Annotated in this window: 18 protein-coding genes; 17 read left to right on the top strand and 1 reads right to left on the bottom strand. The window is 73.8% G+C overall.

The annotated features are described in order from the left end of the window. Positions 1 to 29 precede the first annotated feature (29 nt). From ABUW04_RS36490 to ABUW04_RS36435, 12 genes are all read left to right on the top strand, one after another. A complete protein-coding gene (locus ABUW04_RS36490) occupies positions 30 to 992 on the top strand; it encodes a carbohydrate ABC transporter permease (RefSeq protein WP_232242713.1) in 963 nt (320 codons plus the stop codon). Continuing rightward, the gene (locus tag ABUW04_RS36485) at positions 989 to 1,909 is read left to right on the top strand and encodes a carbohydrate ABC transporter permease (protein ID WP_380568653.1); all 921 of its coding nucleotides are present in this window, start codon (positions 989 to 991) and stop codon (positions 1,907 to 1,909) included. Before ABUW04_RS36490 ends, ABUW04_RS36485 begins: the two co-directional genes overlap by 4 nt. Continuing rightward, positions 1,906 to 3,921 (top strand): DUF2264 domain-containing protein, encoded by a 2,016-nt coding sequence (locus ABUW04_RS36480; RefSeq protein WP_380568651.1) that lies wholly within the window; start codon positions 1,906 to 1,908, stop codon positions 3,919 to 3,921. The genes ABUW04_RS36485 and ABUW04_RS36480 overlap by 4 nt, the downstream gene beginning before the upstream one ends. Positions 3,922 to 4,085: 164 nt before the next feature. After that, entirely contained in the window at positions 4,086 to 6,599 is a 2,514-nt protein-coding gene (locus ABUW04_RS36475) for an MFS transporter (RefSeq protein WP_380568650.1), read from the top strand. A gap of 131 nt (positions 6,600 to 6,730) precedes the next feature. Beyond that, complete coding sequence (locus ABUW04_RS36470; protein WP_380568649.1) at positions 6,731 to 7,981, top strand: glycosyltransferase; 1,251 nt, start codon at positions 6,731 to 6,733, stop codon at positions 7,979 to 7,981. Positions 7,982 to 8,177: 196 nt separating this feature from the next. Next, on the top strand, positions 8,178 to 9,710 hold the full coding sequence (locus tag ABUW04_RS36465) for a sugar transferase (RefSeq protein ID WP_051726362.1): 1,533 nt from the start codon (positions 8,178 to 8,180) through the stop codon (positions 9,708 to 9,710). A 7-nt stretch (positions 9,711 to 9,717) separates the two neighbouring features. Further along, the gene (locus ABUW04_RS36460; protein WP_380568648.1) at positions 9,718 to 11,085 is read left to right on the top strand and encodes an O-antigen ligase family protein; all 1,368 of its coding nucleotides are present in this window, start codon (positions 9,718 to 9,720) and stop codon (positions 11,083 to 11,085) included. After that, positions 11,082 to 12,923 carry a murein biosynthesis integral membrane protein MurJ gene (murJ, locus tag ABUW04_RS36455; protein WP_380568647.1) on the top strand — a complete coding sequence of 614 codons (1,842 nt, stop codon included), beginning with the start codon at positions 11,082 to 11,084 and terminating at the stop codon, positions 12,921 to 12,923. The genes ABUW04_RS36460 and murJ overlap by 4 nt, the downstream gene beginning before the upstream one ends. After that, entirely contained in the window at positions 12,913 to 13,827 is a 915-nt protein-coding gene (locus tag ABUW04_RS36450; RefSeq protein WP_380568646.1) for a polysaccharide deacetylase family protein, read from the top strand. The genes murJ and ABUW04_RS36450 overlap by 11 nt, the downstream gene beginning before the upstream one ends. Next, positions 13,824 to 15,029 (top strand): glycosyltransferase, encoded by a 1,206-nt coding sequence (locus ABUW04_RS36445; protein WP_380568645.1) that lies wholly within the window; start codon positions 13,824 to 13,826, stop codon positions 15,027 to 15,029. Before ABUW04_RS36450 ends, ABUW04_RS36445 begins: the two co-directional genes overlap by 4 nt. Positions 15,030 to 15,047: 18 nt before the next feature. Then, positions 15,048 to 15,833: a Wzz/FepE/Etk N-terminal domain-containing protein gene (locus ABUW04_RS36440; RefSeq protein ID WP_380568644.1), complete on the top strand. Its 786-nt coding sequence runs from the start codon at positions 15,048 to 15,050 to the stop codon at positions 15,831 to 15,833. Further along, positions 15,830 to 17,023: a GNAT family N-acetyltransferase gene (locus tag ABUW04_RS36435; protein WP_380568643.1), complete on the top strand. Its 1,194-nt coding sequence runs from the start codon at positions 15,830 to 15,832 to the stop codon at positions 17,021 to 17,023. Before ABUW04_RS36440 ends, ABUW04_RS36435 begins: the two co-directional genes overlap by 4 nt. On the opposite strand, the gene ABUW04_RS36430 is transcribed toward ABUW04_RS36435, so the two are convergent. Further along, complete coding sequence (locus tag ABUW04_RS36430; RefSeq protein ID WP_380568641.1) at positions 17,010 to 18,023, bottom strand: glycoside hydrolase family 26 protein; 1,014 nt, start codon at positions 18,021 to 18,023, stop codon at positions 17,010 to 17,012. The genes ABUW04_RS36435 and ABUW04_RS36430 overlap by 14 nt on opposite strands. 113 nt (positions 18,024 to 18,136) lie before the next feature. On the opposite strand from ABUW04_RS36430, the gene ABUW04_RS36425 reads away from it, so the two are divergent. The 5 genes from ABUW04_RS36425 to ABUW04_RS36405 all read left to right on the top strand — a co-directional run bounded on the left by ABUW04_RS36425 (position 18,137) and on the right by ABUW04_RS36405 (position 22,601). After that, positions 18,137 to 18,469 carry a YnfA family protein gene (locus tag ABUW04_RS36425; protein WP_030266538.1) on the top strand — a complete coding sequence of 111 codons (333 nt, stop codon included), beginning with the start codon at positions 18,137 to 18,139 and terminating at the stop codon, positions 18,467 to 18,469. Between the two features lie 115 nt (positions 18,470 to 18,584). Next, entirely contained in the window at positions 18,585 to 19,361 is a 777-nt protein-coding gene (locus ABUW04_RS36420; RefSeq protein WP_380568640.1) for a hypothetical protein, read from the top strand. Positions 19,362 to 19,439: 78 nt separating this feature from the next. Continuing rightward, positions 19,440 to 21,038 (top strand): ABC-F family ATP-binding cassette domain-containing protein, encoded by a 1,599-nt coding sequence (locus ABUW04_RS36415; protein ID WP_380568639.1) that lies wholly within the window; start codon positions 19,440 to 19,442, stop codon positions 21,036 to 21,038. Positions 21,039 to 21,383: 345 nt separating this feature from the next. Continuing rightward, positions 21,384 to 21,617, top strand: a complete 234-nt coding sequence (locus ABUW04_RS36410; RefSeq protein ID WP_030266545.1) for a helix-turn-helix domain-containing protein — start codon at positions 21,384 to 21,386, stop codon at positions 21,615 to 21,617. A gap of 180 nt (positions 21,618 to 21,797) precedes the next feature. Then, complete coding sequence (locus ABUW04_RS36405; protein WP_380568711.1) at positions 21,798 to 22,601, top strand: enoyl-CoA hydratase/isomerase family protein; 804 nt, start codon at positions 21,798 to 21,800, stop codon at positions 22,599 to 22,601. The last annotated feature ends 62 nt before the right edge of the window (positions 22,602 to 22,663 follow it).

Raw genomic sequence — 22,663 nt, 5'->3', positions numbered from 1 at the left:
GCGCCCCCGCACGCCAAGGAGGAGTTGCCTTGTCCGCCCTGACCGCGTCCCCACCCCAGGCCGCGTCCGTCCCCGCGCCCACCCGCGCCCGTGCTCGCCGAAGGCTGCACATCCCGCTGCTGCTGGCCCCGTTCGCGCTCCTCTTCGTCATCGCGTTCGTGGCCCCGCTGGTCTACGGCCTGGTGCTGAGCCTGTTCCGGGAGCGCTTCACCGGCCTCGGCTGGAACGGCTCCCATCTCGCCTTCGCCGGGTTCCACGACTACGCCCGCGCGCTCCAGGACTCCCGCTTCCTGGACGGCCTGGGTCGGGTGCTGCTGTACGCCGTCATCGACGTGCCGCTGATGCTGGCGGTCTCACTCGTCCTGGCCCTGCTGCTGGACAGCGCGCTGACCACCGCCCGCCGCTTCTTCCAGGCCCTGCTGCTCCTGCCGCACTTCGTGCCGGGGCTGATCGCCGCACTGATCTGGGTCTACCTCTACACCCCGGGGCTGAGCCCACTCACCTCCTGGCTGGGCGACATCGGACTGCACGTCAACTTCTTCTCCAGCGGCAGCGTGCTCGGATCGATCGTCAACATCTCGCTGTGGCAGTGGATCGGCTACAACTCGGTGCTGCTGTACGTGGCGCTGCAGAGCGTTTCGCCCTCCGTCCTGGAGGCCGCGCGGCTGGACGGGGCGGGCGAGATCCGCACCGCGCTGAGCATCAAGGTCCCGCACATCCGCCCGGCGCTGGTGGTGTCCGGGCTGTTCACCATCATCGGCTCGCTGCAGCTGTTCACCGAGCCGAAGATCCTCCAGGGCAGCGCCGGGAGCACCGTCACCGCCTCCTGGACGCCCAATCTGCTGGCCTTCTCGGAGGCCTTCAACTCCAACGACTACAGCTACGCGGCAGCCGTCTCGCTGCTGCTGGCGGCCGTGGCCGGGGTGCTGTCGCTGCTCGCCATGAAGCTCGTCGGCCGGGTGGACCGGTCGTCCCAGGAGGCGGACTCATGACCACCCTCAACCCGCCGGCCCGTCCGTCCGCCCCGTCCTCCCGGGCCGCCCGTCCGGCCAGGCCGGCGCCGCGCCGGGTGCGGCACAGCCCGCTGGGCCGGGGCCTCAACCTCGGCGTCTGCGCGGTCGCCGGCCTCTACACCCTGCTGCCGCTGGTGTGGCTGCTGTTCGCGATCACCAAGACCCTGCCCGACCTGTACGGCAGCAACGGCTTCGCGCCGTCCGGCTTCCACCTCTGGGCCAATCTGCGCGACCTGTTCGCGCAGGACGGCGGGGTCTACCCGCGCTGGCTGCTCAACAGCGTGCTGTACGCCGGGGCCGGGGCCGGCCTCGGCACGCTCGCCTCGGTGATGGCCGGCTACACCTTCGCCAAGTACCGCTTCCCCGGCCGGGAGAAGCTCTACGGGCTGGTGGTCGCGGGGGTGCTGGTGCCCGGGACGGCGCTGGCCGTGCCGCTGTACCTGTTGTTCTCCGGGGTGCACCTCACCAACACCGTCTGGTCGGTGCTGATCCCGGTCGCCGCCAACCCGTTCGGGGTCTACCTGGCCCGGGTCTACGCGGCGGGCTCGATCCCGGACGAACTGCTGGAGGCCGCCCGGGTGGACGGCGCGGGGGAGTTGCGCACCTTCTTCACGGTCGGGCTGCGGCTGATGGGCCCGGGAGCGCTGACCATCTTCCTGATGCAGTTCGTGTCGATCTGGAACAATTTCTTCCTGCCGCTGGTGATGCTCACCGACTCGCGGCTGTTCACCACCAGCCTGGGCCTGTTCACCTGGAACTCGTCCACCTCGCAGAACCCGGACTACCTGCGGATGGTGGTGGTCGGCTCGGCGGTGTCGGTGGTGCCGCTGCTAATCCTGTTCCTGACCCTGCAGCGCTGGTGGCGCCGCGGCCTGGCCGAAGGAGGCCTCCGATGACCGACCCCCGACTGACGGATACTCAACTACCGGACGAGGACCGGGAACTGTCGCCGTACACCGGCTGGACCCGGGCCCACTGGGAGCGGACGGCCGACCGGATGCTGACGGCGGTCCAGCGGTACGCCACCCCGGGCCGGGCGCTGATCCACCTCCCCGGCCCGCCCAGCGGCTCGGGGCGGCACAGCGACGGGCTGGAGGGCTATGCGCGGACCTTCCTGCTGGCCGCCTTCCGGATCGCCGGGGCCGGTGGCGCGGACGGCACCCAGGAGCTCGACGACCACTACGCCGCCGGGCTGGCGGCCGGCACCGATCCGGCGGCGGCGGACCGCTGGCCGCGGATGTCCGACTGCAACCAGGCCAAGGTCGAGGCCGCCTCGATCGCGCTCGGCCTGCACGAGACCCGGCCGTGGATCTGGGACCGGCTGGCCCCCGCGGTGCAGGGGCGGGTGGTGGACTGGCTCGCCGAGATGGTCGGCGCCTGGGTCCCGGACAACAACTGGGTCTGGTTCCAGGCCGTGGTCGAGGCCTTCCTGCGCTCGGTCGGTGGCCCCTGGAAGCCGTCCGACATCGAGCACACCATCGACCGCACCGAGAGCTGGTACGCCGGCGGCGGCTGGTACGCGGACGGGGCCGGCACCGCCCCGCCGCGGCGCAACTTCGACCACTACAGCGGCTGGGCCATGCACCTCTACCCGCTCTGGTACTGCCGGATCTCCGGGGCCGACGCCGAGCCGGGCCTGGCCGACCGCTACCGGGCCCGGCTGCGCGACTACCTGACGGACCTTCAGCACCTGGTCGGCGCCGACGGGGCCCCGCTGCACCAGGGCCGCTCGCTCACCTACCGCAATGCCGCCGCCGCGGCGTTCTGGGCCGACCAGGTCTTCCGGGCGCAGGCCCTGGAACCGGGCCTGACCAGGCGGATCGGCAGCGGCATGCTGAGGCACTTCGTCGACCGGGGCAGCCTGGACGGCAACGGGCTGCTGCCGCTCGGCTGGTACGGCGAGCACCTGCCGCTGCGGCAGAGCTACTCGGGGCCGGCCTCGCCGTACTGGGCCAGCAAGGGCTTCGCCGGGCTGCTGCTGCCGGCCGACCATCCGGTCTGGACCGCGGTGGAGCAGCCGCTGCCGGTCGAGCGGGGCGACTTCGTCCGCACCCTGCACGCCCCCGGCTGGGTGGCGAGCGGCACCCGCGCCGACGGCATCGTCCGGATCGCCAACCACGGCGCCGACCACGCCGACGACCGGGCGGGGGCGGGGCAGCACTCCTACGACCCCTTCTACTGCCGCTGGGCGTACTCGACCGCGACCGGCCCGGAACTCGGCGGCCCTGGTCCGGCCACCGACGCGGACGGCGCGGTCCATCCCTCCAGCCCGGACCTGGACCTGCCCGGCGGCGGCCCGCTGGACTCGTACGTCGCCCTGCTGGACGGCGAGGGCCGCCCCTCGCACCGGCGCCCGCTGCACCGGCTGGGGGCGGACCGCTCGGTGCACCGGGCCCGCTGGCCGCAGGCCGACACCGCGGACGGCCCTTGGCTCAGCACCGGATCGCTGCTCCGCGGCCCCTGGGAGGTGCGCGCCGTCCGGATCCTCGGGGAGCCGGCCCCGGGCAGCCGGCTGCGGATCGGCGGCTGGGCGGTGGCCGGGTCCGAGCCGCCCACCGCCTCGGTGCAGCCGGAGGCCGGACGGGCCCGGGTACAGGCGTCGGACGGGCTGCTCGGCGTGGTGGCCGCACTGCACGGCGACGGACTGCGCGCCGGGGTGCGGGCGTCGACCGGGCGCACCTCCTTCGCCCCGCACGCCGCCGTCGCCTTCCTGGAGACCGGCCCCGGGGTCCGCGTCGGCGGCGTGTACGTCGCCGCCGTCGCCCTGGGCCGTTCGGCGGAGGCCGCGGGACCGGCACCGGAGGCCGCCGTGGATGGCGACCGGGTCGTGGTCCGCTGGCCCGACGGCCACAGCGACGAACTGGTCCTGGAGGGGAACACAGAGACGAGGGATATCCCGCAGGAGTGAACCTGACGCAAATGTCGACGAAGCGAGTTTCGCCACTAATCGACATGGCGTCACATTTCCGCTGGTAATGGCGTCAGCTGGACGAATTCAGCACCTCGACCGCCCTCGAACTGATCGTATGACCAGTTCGAGGGCGGTGCGTGGTCAATGCAATGATCCGTGCCATGTCCGTGACCCAGACGAGCCGTCCGGCCAAGAAAGCCCCCGCTCCCGCGACACCCGTTGCCGCGACGTCGGCCAGGTCCGGCGCCGTCGCCGCCGAGTCCGACCTGACCCAACGTCAACTGCGGCTGGTGTTCGCCGGACTGATGATGGCGCTGCTGCTCGCGGCTCTCGACCAGACCATCGTGGCCACCGCGCTGCCACGGATCGTCGGCGAACTGCACGGCCTGCAGCACATGTCCTGGGTGGTGACCGCCTATCTGCTGGCCTCCACCGTCGGCCTGCCGGTCTACGGCAAGCTCGGCGACCTGCTGGGCCGCAAGTCGGTGTTCCAGTTCGCCATCGCGGTCTTCCTGATCGGCTCCGCGCTCTCCGGCTGGGCGCACAGCATGGACGAACTGATCGCCTTCCGGGCGATCCAGGGCATCGGCGGCGGCGGGCTGATGATCGGCGTCCAGGCGATCATCGGCGATGTCGTCTCGCCCCGCGAGCGCGGCCGTTACATGGGCCTGATCAGCGCCGTGTTCGGGCTCTCCTCGGTGGCCGGCCCGCTGCTCGGCGGCTGGTTCACCGACGGTCCCGGCTGGCGCTGGTGCTTCTACGTCAACCTGCCGCTGGGCCTGGTCGCGCTGGTGGTCACCTCGCTGGTGCTCAAGCCGAAGCGCCGCCGGGCCGAGGGCGAACGCCGCCCCAGGCTGGACGTGCTGGGCTCGCTGCTGCTCGCGGCCACCGGCACCTGCCTGGTCCTGGCCACGAGTTGGGGCGGCAGCCAGTACGCCTGGAGCTCGCCGGTGATCCTCGGGCTGATCGGCGGCGCGGTGCTGTCGCTGCTGCTCTTCCCGCTGGCCGAACGCCGGGCCGCCGAGCCGGTGATCCCGCTGCGGCTGTTCCGCGACAGCGTCTTCAACGTCTCCGGCGCCATCGGCGTGGTGGTCGGGGTCGCCCTGTTCGGCGCGGCCAGCTACCTGCCCAGCTTCCTGCAGATGGTGGACGGGGCCAGCGCCACCGTCTCCGGTCTGAAGATGCTGCCGATGATGGGCGGCATCGTCGTCGCCTCCGTCGTCTCGGGCCAGTTGATCAGCCGCACCGGCCGCTACCGGCTCTACCCGATCGTCGGCGGCGCGCTGTCCACCGCCGGGATGGCCATGCTCGGCCTGCTCCACGCGGACAGCTCCTACCTGGTGCAGAGCGCGGGCATGGCGGTGCTGGGCCTCGGCGTCGGGCTGGCGCTGCCGGTGATGGTGCTGGCGGTGCAGAACTCGGTGGCCCCGCGCGACCTGGGCGCGGCCACCTCGGCCAACAACTACCTGCGCCAGATCGGCGGTTCGATCGGCGCGGCGGTCTTCGGCACGCTGTTCAATTCCCGGCTGACCGACCAGCTCCAGCAGCGGCTGGCGCACCTCGCCGTCGCCTCCGGCAGCGTCCCGCCGACCGACTCGATCACCCCGGAGCTGGTCCGGTCGCTGCCGACCCCGCTGCGGCTGGCCTATGTCGACTCCTTCGCGGCCGCGATGCCGCGGGTCTTCCTCTACCTGGTGCCGGTCCTGGCGCTGGGCTTCCTGCTCGCCTTCCTGCTCAAGGAGAAACCCTTGGTCACCCACGCGGCCTCGCAGGCCGGTACCGACGACGGCCTCCCCTACGAGGCCGCCTTCCCCCACGAGGCGGAGCCGTCCGCCCAGCCGTCCGCGCAGGAGGCCCCCGTGCCGCACCAGTCCTCGTCCTCCCCGCTGGACACCGCCGGGGTCCCCGGTGCGCCCGGCACCCCGGTCAGCGGCTCGGTGCTGGAGCCGGACCGGACCGGAGTGCCGCGCGCCGTGCTGACCCTGATCGACATGGACGGCCGGCAGGTGGCCCGGGCCGGCAGCGGCCAGGACGGCCGCTGGACCCTGGCCGCGCCCCGGGGCGGCAACTACGTGCTGATCGCCGCAGCGCCCGGCCACCAGCCGCAGGCGGTCACCGTCACCGTGGGCAACCGTCCGGTCGACCTGGACGTGGTGCTGGGCGGCACCGGACGGCTCTCCGGCGCGGTCCGCAGCGCCGAGGGCGCGCCGGTCGCCGACGCCACGGTGACCCTCACCGACGCCCGCGGCGAGGTCGCCGCCACCACCCATGCCGACTCGGACGGCGCGTACCACTTCCGCGACCTGGTCTGCGGCCGCTACACCCTGGCCGTCAGCGCCCGCGCCTACCGTCCGGCCGCCCTGGCCGTCGACGTCGCCCCCAGCGGCGAGACCCGCCAGGACGTCGCCATGGCCGGCAGCGGGACCCTGCGCGGGACGGTGCGCACCAGCGCCGGGCACGCGGTCGAGGACGCCAGGGTCACCCTGCTGGACTCCACCGGCACCGTGGTCGCCGCCGCCACCACCGGCTCCGACGGCCAGTTCCGCTTCACCGACCTGGAGCCGGGGGAGTACACCGTGATCGCCAGCGGCTACCCGCCGGTGGCCACCGCGCTGCGGATCGAGGACGGCCACACCGAGCGGGACCTGCATCTCTCGCACCGGCTGGACGACTGAGCCGTCCCGATCCGGGGCGGCGTCATTTCCGGGCGGACGGAAAGCCCCGGTAATCACTTCCGTACATAGTTACGCGGCAATCCGGTGCGTCACCCTCCCGGGTGGAGTTACTCATTCCTGGGGGTGAGGGAATGCCGCACGCACGACTCGCGGCCCGTAGGTTGCGCGTCGTGCCCCTGACCATTCTTCATGTCTCCCAACCCGTCGACGGCGGTGTCGCCAGGGTCGTCGTCGACCTGCTCCGGGGGCAGGCCGAGGACGGCCACCGGGTGCTGCTGGCCTGCCCGCCGCGCAGTCCGCTGGCCGACGCGGCCGAGGCGGTGGGCGCGACGGTGCTGCCCTGGACCGCGGTCCGCGCACCGGGCCCCGGGCTGCCGGGCGAGGTCGCCGCGCTGCGCCGGCTGGTCGCCGAGGCCCACCCGGACCTGGTGCACCTGCACAGCGCCAAGGCGGGCCTGGCCGGACGGCTGGCGGTCCGGGGCGTCTTCCCGACCGTGTTCCAGCCGCACGCCTGGTCGTTCGCCGCGGTCGGCGGACCGCTGGCGGCCGCCTCGCGGTTCTGGGAGCGCTGGGCGGTCCGCTGGACCGACCGGCTGCTGTGCGTCAGCGAGCAGGAGCGCGCCGAGGGCGAGTCCGCCGGGGTGCGCGGACGCTGGGCGCTGGCCCCGAACGGGGTGGACCTGGAGCGCTTCGACCCGGTTCGGCTGCCGTTGCAGGACCGGGCCAGGGAGTTGCTCGGGCTGTCCGGGCCCGGGCAGGACGGCCGGGACGGTCCGGGCGACGCCGCCCCGCTGGTGGTCTGCGTCGGCCGGCTGTGCCGGCAGAAGGGGCAGGACGTCCTGCTGCGGGCCTGGTCCGCGATCCCGGCCCGGATCCCGGGGGCGCGGCTCGCCCTGGTCGGCGACGGCCCCGAGCGCGCCGCGCTGGAGGCGCTGGCCGCCGGGCTGCCCGACCCCGGCAGCGTGGTCTTCGCGGGCCGCACCGAGGACCCCAGGGACTGGTACGCGGCGGCGGATCTGCTGGTGCTGCCGTCCCGTTGGGAGGGCATGGCGCTGGTCCCGCTGGAGGCCATGGCCTGCGGCTGCCCGGTGCTGCTGACCGACGTTGCCGGCGCCCGCGAGTGCCTGGAGCCGGGCGAGACGCTGCTGCCGGTGGACGACGAGCACGCCCTGCGGGAGGCGCTCGCGGCCCGGCTGGCGGATCCGGTCGCCTGTCTCGCGGCCGGAGCCAGGGCCAGGGAACGGATGGCCGAACACCACGACGTGAGAGCGACCCGAGCGGCGGTACTGACGGTGTATCAGGAAGTGGTCGCCGAGCGGCGCATTCCGGCGCCCGCGGCGGGCGGCTCGGCCGCGCGAATTCCAGCCGGAAAATCTGACTAATGCTCATCGGTGTGAATGAGCACGTCGGCTGAGAAAACGACTGGAGACATTCTGTACTGTCGTATTTGCCTGCTTCATTCCTTTTGTCGCAATCGGGCCGAGTCGTCGATCGCGGCGGCAGGTGCTACCTCGACCGAGCCCGGGCTTCGGGAGGGCCCCGTCCCCATGGGCACACAGCAGAGGAGTACGTGCGCGGATGACCACCATTGACAACAACGAACTGCCGCGCCCCACTGTGCCGACTCCGAACGGGCCGACGACCACCGGGACCATGAGCACGGCCCAACTGCCCTCCCCGACCGGCGCCGTGGAGCGCCCCGCGACGGCCGCCGCGCCCGTCGCGCGCCGCCGGCGCCGCCCCGGCACCGGGATCCCCGCCGCCCTGCTCGCCGTGGACGCGGTGGCACCCGTCCTGGCCCTGGCCCTGCTCGGCTCGGGGGAGCCGCTGCGGGTGCTCTGGGCGGCCTGCGTCATCCTGCCGGTGCTGGTCATGCTCAACTCCTACGGCGGTCTCTACCGGTTGCGGCTGGCGCCCTCGGTCCTCGACGAGATCCCCTCGCTCGCGGCCCGGGCGGCCGTCGCCGTCTCGCTGGCGCTGACCCTGGACCGCGGGCTGCACGGCCTCTGGCTCTCCGTGGTCCCGGTGGACCTCCGACTGCTGGTCGCGCTGGTGCTCTGCCACCTCGGCCTGGACGTGCTGGGCCGCGGCGCCGTCTACGCCCTGGTGCGCCGCCGCCGGCGGCGCCGGCCCAGGCCGACCCTGATCGCCGGGGCCGGGCACATCGGCCAGCGGATCGCCGCCGCCCTGCTGGACCACCCCGAGTACGGGCTGCGCCCGGTCGGCTTCATCGACCCGGAGCCGATCTTCCTCCCGGTCGACTCCGCCGTCCCGGTCCTCGGCGGCCCGGCGGTGCTGGACCTGGAGATCCCCGCGCAGGGCATCCGCGACGTGATCCTCACGTCCGGCGGCGCCGACGACACCGAGGTGGCGCAGACCCTGCGGACCAGCGCGGGCCACGGCTGCGACGTCTGGTTCGTGCCCGGCTTCCCGGAGTTCGGCGCCTTCGAGTACGGCAACCGCCGCACCGCGGTCGGCGACCAGCTCTGGGGGTTCCCCTGCCTGCGGCTCGGGCCCACCGCGATGCGCCGGCCCTCCTGGGCGGTCAAGCGCGCCGTCGACGCCGGCCTGGCCGGCCTCGGCCTGCTGCTGGCCTCGCCGATCCTGGCCGCCTGCGCGATCGCGGTGCGGATCGACGGCGGCCCGGGGGTGATCTTCCGTCAGGAGCGGATCGGCCTGGACGGCGAGAGCTTCACCGTGCTCAAGTTCCGCAGCCTGCGCCCGGCCGACGAGCAGGAGTCGGCCACCCGCTGGAACATCTCCCAGGACCAGCGGATGAGCGCGATCGGCCGCTTCCTGCGCCGCACCTCCCTGGACGAGCTGCCGCAGCTGTGGAACGTGCTGCGCGGCGAGATGAGCCTGGTCGGCCCCCGCCCCGAGCGCCCCTACTTCGTGACCCGCTTCGCCCAGGCCTACCCGCAGTACCGCGACCGGCACCGGGTGCCGGTCGGCATCACCGGTTTCGCCCAGGTCAACGGCCTGCGCGGGGACACCTCGATCGAGGACAGGACCCGCTTCGACAACTACTACATCGAGAGCTGGAGCCTCTGGCAGGACGTCAAGATCCTGCTGCGCACCATCTCCTCGGTGCTCCAGTCCGACGGGAGCTGACTCCGCGGTGACCCTTCTCAGCGTGCCGCAGCCGCGGCAGGCCCAGCCACAACCCAGCGCACCGCCAGGACGGCGGGAGGCGCTGCTGGCGCTGCTGCGCCGTCCCAGCGCCCTCGCGGCGCTGACGGTGCTGCTCGTCTGTGTTCCGCTCGGCAACCAGGACGTGACCGCGGCCGTCCACGTCACCCCGGCCGACGTCGCCTCGGTCGGGCTGGTGGCCGTCTGCGGGCTGCGGGTGCTGTCCGCGTTCCGCACCGGACGGGCGCTGCTGCCGACCCGTGCCGCGGTGCTGTTCTGCGTGATCGCCGTCGCGGTGGCCGCCTCCACCATCGCCTCCCAGGACCCGTCCCAGAGCCTGTCCGGCTTCGTCCGGCTGATCCAGGTGTTCGTCCTGGTCCCGCTGGCGGTGCTGCTGGCCCTGCGCGAGCGCCGGGACCTGGTGCTGGTGCTGGGCGCGATGGTGGCCGCCGCGCTGATCGAGGGGGCGGTCGGCGCCGAGCAGTTCCTCACCGGCACCGGCGCCTCCTACGACGGCGGCAGCGCCCGCGCGGTCGGCACCTTCGGGGCGCAGGACGTGATGGCCATGTCCGCCGTGGTCAGCTACGGGCTGCTGGCCGCCCTCGGCCTGGCCCTGGAGGCCCGCCGCGCGGGCCGCCGCCGGGCCTGCTGGCTGCTCGGCCTGACCGCGGCGGTACTGGTCTTCCCGCTGGCCGTCTCCTTCAGCCGGGGCAGCTGGATCGCCACCGGCTGCGCCGCCGTCGTGGCGCTGGTCCTGGCCGACGTCCGGCTCGCGCTGCGTGGGGCGCTCTTCGCCGCCGCCGCTGCCGTGGTCCTGGTCGGCGGGTTCGGTCTGGGCGGAGCCAGTGTCGCCGCGCGGCTCGGCTCCATCACCACGGTAGCCGGCGCCGCCCCGGACCACTCGGTGACGGACCGTTACGACCTGTGGACCACGGCCGGCCGGATCTGGCGGGACCACCCGGTGACCGGGGTCGGGCCCAAGGAGTTCCCGCAGTACCGGGACGGCCACGCCCCGCTGCGGCTGTCCTCGGGCAGTGACACCGGCGGCGCGGGCGCGGGCTACTCCCGCGAGCCGCTGCTCTCCCCGCACAACATGTACCTGCTGCTGCTCAGCGAGGACGGGCTGGTCGGCCTCACCGCCTTCGCGGTACTCTTCCTGTCGCTGCTGCTGGGCACGGTCCGCCGCACCCTGCGCGAACGCGGCGGCCTGGGCGCGGCGCTGCTCGGCCTGCTGGTCTGGCAGCTCGTCGACTTCCTCTACGCCGACATCGGCGGCACCACCACGGTGCTGGTCTCGGTGGTCTTCGGCCTGGCCGCGTACGGCACCTTCGGTGCGGACCGGAAGGCCGCGTCGTGACCCTGACCGCACCCCGTCCCACCGAGGCCCGCGGCCGCACCCGCTCGGTCCTGGCCCGGGCCTTCGGCATCACCGCGGTGATGAGCGCCGGCGGCTCGCTGCTCGGCCTGTTCCGCGACCTGCTGCTGGCCCGCTACTTCGGCGCCGGCCAGGGCACCGACGCCTTCCTGGTCGCCTGGACCGTGCCGGAGACCGCGGCCCCGCTGCTGATCGAGGACGCCATGGCCTTCCTCATGGTCCCCGCCTTCAGCCTCGCCCTCTCCGCCGAGGACACCCCCCAGGACCCCCAGATCCCCACCCCCCGCACCAGACTCGTCCGCGCCAGCCAGACCCTCCCCACAGCGCCCGGCCACGCACCCACAAAGGGGCGCGGGGAACTGCGCGCCCAACCCCCCACCTCCCGCACCGTCCCACCCCCGCGAACCCCGGCCCCCACCCCCGCCGTCTCGGACCTGGTAGCCGCCACCCTCCCCCCGCTCGCCCTCCTCCTCGCCGCCGTCTCAGCAGTAACCCTCCTCGGCGCCCCGATCCTGGTGCACCTCCTCGCCCCAGGCCTCCCGGACCCAGGGCTCGCCGTGGTCTGCACCCGCCTGACCGCCCTCACCATCCTCCCGTTCGGCCTCACCGGCTACCTCAGCGCCGGCCTGCGCGCACACCGCCGCTTCACCGCCCCCGGCGCCGTCTACATCGCCTACAACACCGGCATCCTGCTGGTGATGATCCTGCTGCACGGCTCCCTAGGAGTCCGTGCCGCCGCGGCCGGCGTCGCCCTGGGCAGCGTCCTGATGACGGCGGTCCTGCTACCGCCCTTCACCCGCCACTGCACCCGCCTGACGCTCCGTCGGCGCCAGGCCGCGACCGCGACGGCCACCGCGGCGACAGCCGCCACCGCCCCGGCCCTGGTGCTGAGCCCGCTCGCGCTGCTCCCCATCGCCCTGTTCACCCTCACCCGCCAGTCCCAGGTCTTCGTCGAGCGCTACCTCGCCTCCTCGCTGGCCCCGGGCACCATCTCGCACCTCAACTACGCCGAGAAGGTCGCCCAGATGGCGATGACTCTCGGCGTGCTGGTGTGCACGGTGACCTTCCCGGTGGTGGCCAGGGCGCTGGCCGAGGGCGACCTGGAGGCGGCCAGGGACCGGGTCCAGAAGGACCTCGGACTGATCGGCGCGCTGGTCCTGGCCGGTACCGCGGTGCTGATGGCCTGCGCACCGCAGATCGTCGCGCTGCTGTTCCAGCGCGGGGCGTTCACCGCCCAGGACACCGCCGCCACCGCCGCGGTGATGCGGGTCTACAGCCTGGGCCTGCTCGGCCAGGCCATGGTCGGCGCACTGGTCCGGCCGTTCTTCTCGACCCGCCCGGTGGTGGCCTTCGGCAGCGCCCCGGCCAGGTCGGGGACCAGGAGCGACTGGTTCCCGCTGGCCGCGATGGCGCTCGGACTGCTGGTCACCACCGGCATCGGACTGGCGGCCGTGGGCCGGCACGGAGCGATCGGGCTGGCCGCCGCCAACGCCACCGGCATCACCCTGACCGCGGCGCTGCTGCTGGTCGGGATCAGGACCCGCGGGGTGGCCCTGCGGCTGGGCACGGTCCTGCTGGACCAGGCCCGGCTGCTGGCCGCCGCCGGGTTCGCCGCCCTGGCCGCCTACCTGGCCGCCCGGCCGATCGGCGCCCAGGCGCTGCCCTCGGTGCTCCTGGGCGCCGTGGTCGGCGTCGCCGCCTTTGTACTCGCTGCCGTCGCGCTCAGGGCGCCGGTGGTGAGCGGACCGCTCGCAGCACTCTCGGCCCGGCTGTGGACCCGTGGCCGTAAGGACGAAGGGGAGGGACGCCATGGCGGCTGAGCCGCTGCACCGGGAACGGAGGGTCCTCACGGACCCGGCCGCCGAGCCGCCGTGCTCCCCCGGCCCGATAGGGACCGACCCGGCCGACCCGGCCCCGGTGCGCACGGACCCGGTCCACCCCGGGCCCGCGCGCGGCGCCCCCGGGGCCGACGAGCTGTTCACCGGCCCCGCGGTCCGGCCCGCCGACTCGCCCTGGACGCTGATGTACCACTCGGTGGACCACTACACCGAGGACCCGCACCAGGTCACCGTCACCCCCGGGCGCTTCGCCCGGCAGATGGCCTGGCTGCACTCCTGCGGCCTGCGCGGCGTCGGCCTGGGCGAGCTGCTGCGCGCGCACGCGGCCGGCCGGGCGGCCGACCTGGTCGGGCTGACCTTCGACGACGGCTACGCCGACCTGACCCGCGGCGTGCTGCCGGTGCTGCAGCGGTACGGCTTCAGCGCCACCGCCTTCGTCGTGGTCGGCCGCCTCGGCGGCCACAACGTCTGGGACGAGGGGCCGCGCAAGCCGCTGCTGACGGCCGATCAGATCTTCCGGCTGCACGACTGCGGGGTCGAGATCGGCTCGCACGGCATGTACCACCGCTCGCTGCCGGGGATCGCGGCCGCGACCCTGGCCGAGGAGACCGGGCACAGCCGCGAGCTGCTGCGGGACCTCCTCGGTGAGCCGGTCGGAGGATTCTGCTACCCCTACGGCGCGGTCGACGCCGCCGCGGCCGCCGCGGTCCGCGACAGTGGCTACCACTACGGGGCCGCGATCGCGCACGGCCCGCTGACCGGCCGCTGGGCGCTGCCGCGCTCCTACGTCGGCGAACGCGACAACGGACTGCGACTGCGCGCCAAGCGCGCCCGGCACCGGCTGCGCGGCCTGCGGGTCCGGGTCGACGGAGAGGACGCCCGATGAGAGTGCTACAGGTGATCACCGGTCTCGCCGCCGGCGGTGCGGAGCAGCAGCTCCGGCTGCTGCTCCGGCATCTGCCGGACCGTCACCACTGCGACGTGGTGACCCTGGAGAACCCGGGCACGGTGGCCCAGGGCCTGCGCGAGGACGGCGTCCGGGTGTTCGAGCTGGGCATGCGGGGCAACCGCGACCTGGCCGCGCTGCCCCGGCTGACCGGGCTGATCCGGCACGGCCGCTACGACCTGGTGCACTGCCACCTCTACCGGTCCCTGGTCTACGGGCGGCTGGCCGCCCGGCTGGCCGGGGTCGGCGCCGTGGTCGCCACCGAGCACTCGCTGCTGCCCGGGATCATCGAGGGGCGCCGGATCACCCCCGGCGTGCGGGCCCTCTACCTGGCCGCGGAGCGGCTCGGGCAGCGCACCGTGGCGGTGTCCGACCCGGTCGCCGAGCACCTGGCCGGCTGGAGGGTCCCCGCGCACCGGGTGGTGACCATCCCCAACGGCGTGGACGTGGCCCGCTACGCGCAGCCCGCGCCGACCCGGGCCGCCACCCGCCAGTTCCTCCGCGCCGAGCTGGGCCTGCCGCAGGACGCGCTGGTGGTCGGCGGCCTCGGCCGGATGGTCCCCGGCAAGCGGTTCGACGTCCTGGTGGACGCCCTGGCGCTGATGCCCGCCGGGGCCGGCGCGGCCCGGCTGCTGCTGGTCGGCGACGGCGAGGAGCGCCCGGCCCTGGAGCGGCGCGCCCGCGCGGCCGGCGTGGCCGACCGGGTGGTGTTCGCGGGGGAGCGCGACGACGTCCCCGACCTGCTCACGGCGATGGACGTGCTGGCGGCGCCGTCCCGGACCGAGACCTTCGGCATGGCGCTGATCGAGGCGCTGGCCGCGGGCCTGCCGGTGCGCTGGTCCTCCGGACCCGCGCTCTCCGAGCTGCCGCCGGAGGCGGCCCCCGGCGCGGTCCGGGTCCGCTCCGACCCGGCCGCCTACGCCGCCGAGCTGGCCGGACTGCGCCAGTGCCGGACGCCGCTGCCGCAGCCGGCGGCGGTACGGCACTACGACATCGCCCGGCTGGCCCCCCTGGTCGCCGAGGTCTACGACCGGCTCGGCCCGGTACCGGCGACCCCCACTGCCCCTGTCACCCGCACCGTTCCGGTGCAACCGCAACCGCAACCGCACGCGCCCGCTGCCCCGGCGAAAACCTCTCGATAACCCAAGGAGCCCGCAGCCATGTCCGACAGTAGCCGCAACGCCGTGCGCAGCATCCTGCGCCGCTGCTGGCCCGTTCTCGCCGCCGTCCCGCTCGGCGCCGCCTGCGGTGGCGCCTACGCGCTGGCCGCGCCGGTCCAGTATCAGGCCAACGCCTATGTGATGGTGGTGCCGCAGGCGACCGGCGACAGCGCCACCGCCGTCAACTTCGCCCAGGCCTACGGCCGGGTGATCACCCAGCCGGAGATCCTGCTGGAGGCCTCGGTGAGCACCGGCGTCCCGCTGGCGAAGCTGGCCCCGCTGATCCAGGCGACCACCTCGCCGGACGCGCCGATGGTGCAGATCACCGGTAGCGCGCCCACCGCCGCCCGGGCCGCCCAGGAGGCCAACGCGGTGGCGCGTTCGCTGGTGACCTTCGGCAACGCCGTCACCAAGCAGACCAGGGTCCAGCTGATCACCTTCGCCGCCGCGGCCAGGCCGGACGCCCCGAGCTCGCCCTCACACACCCTGGACGTCGCGGTGGGCGGCGCGGCCGGCCTGCTGATCGGGGGGCTGGCCATGATGGCCCGGCAGTCCCGGGCCGGCGGCGGCGCGGCGCCCTCCGCGCTGCCGCAGCCCCGCTCGGACAGCAGCGCGGAGGACGCCCCGGCGGACGAGTTCCCGGCCGACCCGGCCCCCGCCGGGACGCCGGACCGGACCCCCGCCCCGGCTTCCGCCCCCGCTCCCGCCCAGGGCGCGGCCGCGGCCGCGAGCTCCGAGGCGGATGCCGACCGTACCCGGCAGTCCGCGGCCAGGGCCCGTCGATGACGGCACCTCAGCTCACCGCTCCGGTCCCCGCGGGCGCCGCACCGGCGCCCGCGAAGGCTGCGGCCCCGGTGACCGAGGTGCGCACGGTCCGGGACGCCACCGCCTTCGACGCCCTGGCCGACGACTGGGACGCGCTGGTGGACCGGTGCGCCGCCGCCACCCCGTTCCAGAGCCACGCCTGGCTCTCCTCCTGGTGGCGCAGCTACGGCAGGCCGGGACGGCTGCGGGTGGTGACGGTCCGTCGGGACGGCGTGCTGGTGGGCGCGGCCCCGCTGATGCTCCGTCGGCGCGGGCTGCCGCTGCTGTCCGGGGTCGGCCAGGGGCTGACCGACTTCCTGGACGTGCTGCTGGACGACGCCCACGCCGAGCAGGCCGCGGCGGTGCTGGCCAGGGCGATGGCCGTGCAGCTCGGCCTGCGACGGCCCTGGGCCGCGCTGGACCTGCGCGAGCTGCGCCAGGGTTCGGCCGCGCACCGGATCGCCGAGCACTGGCCGGGAGCGGCCCGGCGGCTGCCGGACTCGCTGTGCCAGCACCTGCCCGGTGTGCCGGTGGAGGAGCTGCTGTCCCGGCTGCCGGGACGGACCGCGCAGCGCAGCCGGGTCAAGCTGCGCAAGCTGGAGGCCGCCGGGATCGAGACCAGGCTGGTGCCGGTCGAGGACGTGCCCCGGGCCCTCGGCGAGCTGCTGGCCCTGCACGAGCTGCAGTGGCGCGGCCGGGGCGTCACCCCCGAGCACCTGCGCCCGCGTTTCGCCGAGCACCTGTCCCGCTCCGCCGAGCGGATGGCCGCGGCCGGCCGCGCCGCCGTCCGCCAGTACCGCCTGGACGGCGAGCTGGTGGCCTGCGACCTGACCCTGCAGGTGCGCGGGCTGTCCGCGATCTATGTCTACGGGGTCCACCCGGACCTGCGGGAGCGGGTGGACGTCGCCGGAATACTGTTCCGCGAGAGCCTGGCGCACGCCGCCGCCACCGGTCGCGGCGAGCTGAGCCTGCTGCGCGGCGACGAGCCCTACAAGCAGCGCTGGCGTCCCGAGCAGGCCCGCAACGAGCGGCTGCTGCTGGGCGGGGGGCCGGCGGTGGCCCTGTACGCGGCGGCGATCGGCCTGCGCGCCGGCGCGGTCCGCTCGCTGCGCGCCCGCGCCCCCTGGCTGGCCCCGCTCCGCACCAGGCTCAGGGAGCTCACCGCGCGCTGAGCGCCTGCCGGAACACCTGGCCGGAACGGGGATTGCCGGTGCAGCGCCAGACCCCGTGCGGGCAGTAGTCGGTGATGGTCTGGTAGAGGGTGTCGTGGGTGGCGGCCCAGTCCAGCATCCCCCTGACGTACGCGGGGTCGTCGCCCCGGTCGTACATCCCCCACTCCGGGTAGGACACCGGCTTGCGGTGCGCCGCGGCGAAGCGGACCTGGGCCAGCAGGCCGTACGGCTCGGCCACATAACTGGAGAACGGTGCGGTCCGGTCCGGATCGGAGCCGGCCATGTCGTAGCTGTCCATGCCGATGACGTCGGTGACGTCGTCCCCGGGATAGCAGTCCGGCCAGGGGTGCGCGTCGGCGCCCCTGGTCGGCGCGAACTCGAAGCGGAAGCGCTGTCCGGGCACCGCGCGCATGGCGGTGACGATCCGGCGCCAGTACTGCTTCCAGGCGGCGGGGTCGGGACCGCAGCGGCTGGTGTAGGTGGTGCCGTTCATCTCCCAGCCCAGGGTGAGCACGGTGTCGGCGGCGCCCAGTGCGACCAGGGTCCGGGCCAGTGCGGTGAAGTGCGCGTCGTTGCGTCCGGCGGCGCCCTGTTCCAGCAGCTGCCGGACCTGGTCGTCGGGGACCTGCCCCTCGTTGTCGGGGAGCATCGGCACCCCCAGCACCAGCAGCCGGTCCGGCTCGGCGTCCCGCCAGGCCGCCCACGGGCCGAGCAGGGTGGCGCTGCCCTCGATGTCCGACCAGGAGCCGCCGGGGAGGTAGGTGTGCCCGACCCGGATCGGCGCGCCGCCCAGCCAGGCGGAGAGCTGCCCCATCGCGTCGTCCGACTCGGTCGACCCCAGGAAGGCGCCGAACGGCACCTGGTGCGGCGGCACCGCGGTCGGGTCCGCGACCGGCCCCCGGCCGCTGCCGCCGCCCCCGGACCACCACAGCAGCCCCATCCCGGCGGCGACCACCAGCACCGCCGTGACCAGCAGCGTCACCGCACGGCGGCGCAGCATGACATCCTCCCTCGATCGGTTCCGGCCCACGCTAGGTCCCGGCACCGTCCAGCGTGACGGGACACACCTGGGGCTGCGGCTGATTCACCGGTGATCCGTCATATCGTGCGGGAATGACCGTCACGCGTTCGATCCTGCTGTTCGTACTGGCGGCCTTCGCCGAGATCGGCGGCTGCTGGCTGGTCTGGCAGTCGGTGAAGGAGCACCGGGGCTGGCCGTACGCGGTCTGCGGTGTGCTGGCGCTCGGCGCCTACGGTTTCGTGGCGGCCCTGCAGCCGGACGCGTCCTTCGGCCGGGTGCTGGCCGCCTACGGCGGGGTGTTCGTCGCCGGTTCGCTGGCCTGGGGCGTTGCGGTGGACGGCTTCCGCCCCACCGGATGGGATGTGACCGGCGCCGCGGTCTGCCTGCTGGGAGCGGCGCTGATCGTCTACCAGCCGCGCGCCTGAGGCGGGCCGCCGAGGGCCCCGACCGGTGTCCAAATGGAGAAACGTTACGCTCCTGGGACCGCCATTTTTCCGACCCTGCACCCCTTCCCCGCCCCGTCGACCTACGGTAGTGAACATGCGTACCGCGCTCGCAGCCCTCATCGTGATCCTCGCCGCCATCGGCGTGGGCGCCGCTGCGCGCGACCACCGGCCCGCCCCGTTCGGCGACTCGGTGGTGGTCCACAGCAACGACACGGTCTCCAAGGAGGACGGCGGCGTGCTGCGGATCGGCGCCGACGGCTCGGTGCAGCTGTACGCGACCAGGGGCAGCGACAGCGGTCACACCCTGTGGTCCTACAAGCGTCCCGGCGCCGAGCCGGTGAGCGTGGTGCCGCTCGCCGGGATCACCGTGGCGGTCTGGAACGACGGGATGCTCACCGGCGTCCGCACCGATCCGGCCGAGGTGGCCTGGCACCGCTTCGTCCCCGGCCTGGCCGACCGGCTCCGCCAGCACCCCGCCGACGTGGGCGTGCTGGTCGCCTCGCTGGACCGCGGCAAGGTCTTCCTGGTGCCCACCCCGCAGGTGGTGATGGAGTACAACACCGCCGACGGCTCCATCCGCAGCGACACCCTGCCCCAGGTCGGCTGCTCCTACGCGCCGGCCCAGGCGCTGGCCCTGGACGACCTGCTGGTGCTGGCCCGGCCCTGCGACCACGGCAGCACCGTCGAGGCCTTCGACGGCAGCGGCCGGGTCTGGCAGCTCCCGTCCAGTCCGCTGGCCCGGCCGGTCGCCACCGGCACCACCACGGTGGGCGTCCGCGACGTCCCCTGGCTCAGCACCCAGGTGCTCCAGCGCCTCACCGGCAAGCCCGCGCTCACCTTGCCGATCAGGCAGCTGCCCGGCCCCCGTTAGACTGGAAGCCTCCGCCTCAAGCAGGGCCCCGCTCGACGGCCCGCGCCAGCGCCTCGCCGTCCCGGGAGTTACTTCGCCATGATTGCCGCCAACGCCATCGAACTGCGTGCGGGTGCCCGCATCCTGCTGGAGTCCGCCAGCTTCCGGGTCGCCCCGGGCGACCGGATCGGCCTGGTCGGCCGCAACGGGGCCGGCAAGACCACGCTGACCAAGGTGCTGGCCGGTGAGGGCGCCCCGGCCGCCGGGTCGGTCACCCGCAGCGGCGAGGTCGGCTACCTGCCGCAGGACCCCCGCACCGGCGACCTGGACGTCCTGGCCAGCAACCGCATCCTGGGCGCCCGCGGCCTGGACGAGGTGCTGCGCAAGATGCGTATCGCCGAGGACAAGATGGCCAACGGCAAGGGCGCGACCCGTGACGACGCGATGAAGAAGTACTCGCGCCTGGAGACCGAGTTCGTCACCAGGGGCGGCTACGCCGCCGAGGCCGAGGCGGCCACCATCGCCGCCAGCCTCGGGCTGCCGGACCGCATCCTGGCCCAGCCGCTGCACACCCTCTCCGGCGGCCAGCGCCGCCGGGTCGAGCTGGCCCGGATCCTGTTCTCGGACTCCGACACCCTGCTGCTGGACGAGCCCACCAACCACCTGGACGCCGACTCCATCATCTGGCTGCGCGACTACCTGAAGACCTACCGCGGCGGCTTCATCGTCATCTCCCACGACATCAACCTGGTGGAGACGGTCGTCAACAAGGTGTTCTACCTGGACGCCAACCGCACCTGCATCGACGTCTACAACATGGGCTGGAAGCTCTACCAGCAGCAGCGCGAGGCCGACGAGAAGCGCCGCAAGCGCGAGCGGGCCAACGCCGAGAAGAAGGCCTCGCAGCTGAACTCGCAGGCCGACAAGATGCGCGCCAAGGCCACCAAGACGGTGGCCGCGCAGAACATGGCCCGCCGCGCCGAGAAGCTGCTGTCCGGCCTGGAGGCGGTCCGGGTCAGCGACAAGGTCGCCAAGCTGCGCTTCCCCGACCCGGCCCCCTGCGGCAAGACCCCGCTGATGGCCGAGGGGCTGTCCAAGTCCTACGGCTCGCTGGAGATCTTCACCGATGTCGACCTGGCCATCGACAAGGGCTCCAAGGTGGTCGTGCTGGGCCTGAACGGCGCCGGCAAGACCACGCTGCTGCGGATGCTCGCCGGGGTGGAGGAGCCCGACACCGGAGCGCTCATCCCCGGCCACGGGCTGAAGATCGGCTACTACGCCCAGGAGCACGAGACCCTGGACAACGACCGCACCATCCTGGAGAACATGCGCTCGGCCGCCCCGGACATGGACCTGGTGGAGGTCCGCAAGATCCTCGGCTCGTTCCTGTTCTCCGGCGACGACGTGGACAAGCCCGCCGGGGTGCTCTCCGGTGGCGAGAAGACCCGGCTGGCCCTGGCCACCCTGGTGGTCTCCAGCGCCAATGTGCTGCTCCTCGACGAGCCCACCAACAACCTCGACCCGGCCAGCCGGGAAGAGATCCTGGGCGCGCTGCGTTGCTTCACCGGTGCCGTCGTTCTGGTCACCCACGACGAGGGCGCGGTCCAGGCGCTGGAGCCGGAGCGGATCATCCTGCTGCCGGACGGCATCGAGGACCTGTGGAACGAGGGCTACGCCGATCTGGTCTCCCTCGCCTGAGCCCCGGCGGACCCCCGTCTGACCGGGCGGTGTAGTCGCTGGATCATGCATCTGGACCAGAAGAGTTCATATCGCCGAGGCCACCACCTGTACGAGTGAACTGACACCGATTCTCCTCATTCGGGAATCCCGTGCATTGCCCATTCACCGCTGCTGATCAGCATTTTCACGCCATGTCACGGCGACATCCCCGGGCGTGCGACAGCAAACCGCACGCTGGTCAGCTGCGCGGTACGCCACTACCCGCCGGGATTTCCGTTGCCGACCTTGCGGAATGGGTGGCCAGGAGGCCACCCATGGGTGATCATGGGATTCCGACAGAGCACTTGCTACGAGGAGGCACGGGTGGCCGAGACTCTGAAAAAGGGCAGCCGGGTAACGGGCCCCGCACGGGAGAAGCTCGCGACCGAGCTGAAGAAGAAGTACGACTCCGGTGCGAGTATCCGGGCGTTGGCGGAGGAGACGGGCCGGTCCTACGGATTCGTCCACCGCATGCTCAGCGAGTCCGGAGTTTCCCTCCGCGGTCGCGGTGGCGCCACGCGCGGTAAGGCCAAGGCGACCGCCGCGGCCACGTCCTGAACCGTATCCATCAGTACGACCCATCAGCACGTCAGATCCCTGACGCTTCGGCGGCTGGGGGAGTCCCGCAGCACAGGTCTCCCACCCGGTCGCCGATCGTCGCGTCCGTAGTGGTTACCCTTCAGTAGCTTGACTTCGCCACTGCTGCTGGAGGTCCTCGTGTCCCATTCCGCGCCCACCATGAACTCCGGCCCCGGCGCCGACCCCTCCGAGTGGGGGGAGGCGGGCCTGCGCCTGGAGCTCGCCGAGGACGGCGCCGTCGCGACGGTCACGCTGTGCCGACCCGAACGGCGCAACGCCCAGTCGCCCGCGCTCTGGCGCTCGCTCGCGGCCGTCGGCCGCAGCCTGCCCGGGACGGTGCGCGCGGTGCTGCTGCTGGCCGAGGGCAAGTCCTTCTCGGCCGGTCTCGACCGGGCCGCCTTCACCCCCGAGGGGATCCCCGGCGAACGCGGCCTGCTGGACCTGGCCAAGGGGGAGGAGGGCGACCAGGTCATCGCCGGCTACCAGCAGGCGTTCACCTGGTGGCGCCGCCCCGACCTGGTCAGCATCGCCGCGGTCCAGGGCCACGCGGTGGGCGCCGGCTTCCAGTTGGCCCTGGCCTGCGACCTCCGACTGGTCTCCCAGGACGTCCAGTTCGCCATGCGCGAGACCGCCCTCGGCCTGGTGCCGGACCTGGCCGGGACCAAGCCGCTGGTGGACCTGGTCGGCCCGGCCCGCGCGCTGGAGATCTGCGGCACCGGCCGCTGGGTCGGCGCGGACGAGGCGGTGCGCATCGGCCTGGCCAACGCCGCGCTGCCCGCCGACGAACTCCACGCCGCCGCGGCGGACCTGGCCGGGGCGCTGCTCGCGGCACCCCGGGACGCCCTGGTGGAGACCAAGGCACTGCTGCAGGGGGCCGGCGGCCGCGACTACGACGAGCAGCGCGCGGCCGAGCGCGCCGCCCAGCTGCGCCGGCTGCGTGACCTGGCCGGACTGGGCGAGTAGCCGCCGGGCGGCAGGCTCACCCGTTCGACTCCACTGCGGTGTGCGTGTCGTGGGGCTCCCCT

It is taken from the genome of Streptacidiphilus jeojiensis (assembly GCF_042510965.1).
Classification (GTDB): Bacteria; Actinomycetota; Actinomycetes; order Streptomycetales; family Streptomycetaceae; genus Streptacidiphilus; species Streptacidiphilus jeojiensis.
Note: the sequence above shows the minus strand (reverse complement) of the source record. Positions and strands in the feature narration are given on the sequence as shown.

What these genes read in the sequence shown, in the direction of transcription:
- ABUW04_RS36475 (WP_380568650.1), top strand. Translation starts at nt 4,086, where the DNA reads ATGTCCGTGACCCAGACGAGCCGTCCGGCCAAGAAAGCCCCCGCTCCC.
- ABUW04_RS36450 (WP_380568646.1), top strand. Translation starts at nt 12,913, where the DNA reads ATGGCGGCTGAGCCGCTGCACCGGGAACGGAGGGTCCTCACGGACCCG.
- ABUW04_RS36480 (WP_380568651.1), top strand. Translation starts at nt 1,906, where the DNA reads ATGACCGACCCCCGACTGACGGATACTCAACTACCGGACGAGGACCGG.
- ABUW04_RS36440 (WP_380568644.1), top strand. Translation starts at nt 15,048, where the DNA reads ATGTCCGACAGTAGCCGCAACGCCGTGCGCAGCATCCTGCGCCGCTGC.
- ABUW04_RS36430 (WP_380568641.1), bottom strand. Translation starts at nt 18,023, where the DNA reads ATGCTGCGCCGCCGTGCGGTGACGCTGCTGGTCACGGCGGTGCTGGTG.
- ABUW04_RS36470 (WP_380568649.1), top strand. Translation starts at nt 6,731, where the DNA reads ATGCCGCACGCACGACTCGCGGCCCGTAGGTTGCGCGTCGTGCCCCTG.
- ABUW04_RS36415 (WP_380568639.1), top strand. Translation starts at nt 19,440, where the DNA reads ATGATTGCCGCCAACGCCATCGAACTGCGTGCGGGTGCCCGCATCCTG.
- ABUW04_RS36405 (WP_380568711.1), top strand. Translation starts at nt 21,798, where the DNA reads ATGAACTCCGGCCCCGGCGCCGACCCCTCCGAGTGGGGGGAGGCGGGC.
- ABUW04_RS36435 (WP_380568643.1), top strand. Translation starts at nt 15,830, where the DNA reads ATGACGGCACCTCAGCTCACCGCTCCGGTCCCCGCGGGCGCCGCACCG.
- ABUW04_RS36485 (WP_380568653.1), top strand. Translation starts at nt 989, where the DNA reads ATGACCACCCTCAACCCGCCGGCCCGTCCGTCCGCCCCGTCCTCCCGG.
- ABUW04_RS36425 (WP_030266538.1), top strand. Translation starts at nt 18,137, where the DNA reads ATGACCGTCACGCGTTCGATCCTGCTGTTCGTACTGGCGGCCTTCGCC.
- ABUW04_RS36445 (WP_380568645.1), top strand. Translation starts at nt 13,824, where the DNA reads ATGAGAGTGCTACAGGTGATCACCGGTCTCGCCGCCGGCGGTGCGGAG.
- ABUW04_RS36420 (WP_380568640.1), top strand. Translation starts at nt 18,585, where the DNA reads ATGCGTACCGCGCTCGCAGCCCTCATCGTGATCCTCGCCGCCATCGGC.
- ABUW04_RS36465 (WP_051726362.1), top strand. Translation starts at nt 8,178, where the DNA reads ATGACCACCATTGACAACAACGAACTGCCGCGCCCCACTGTGCCGACT.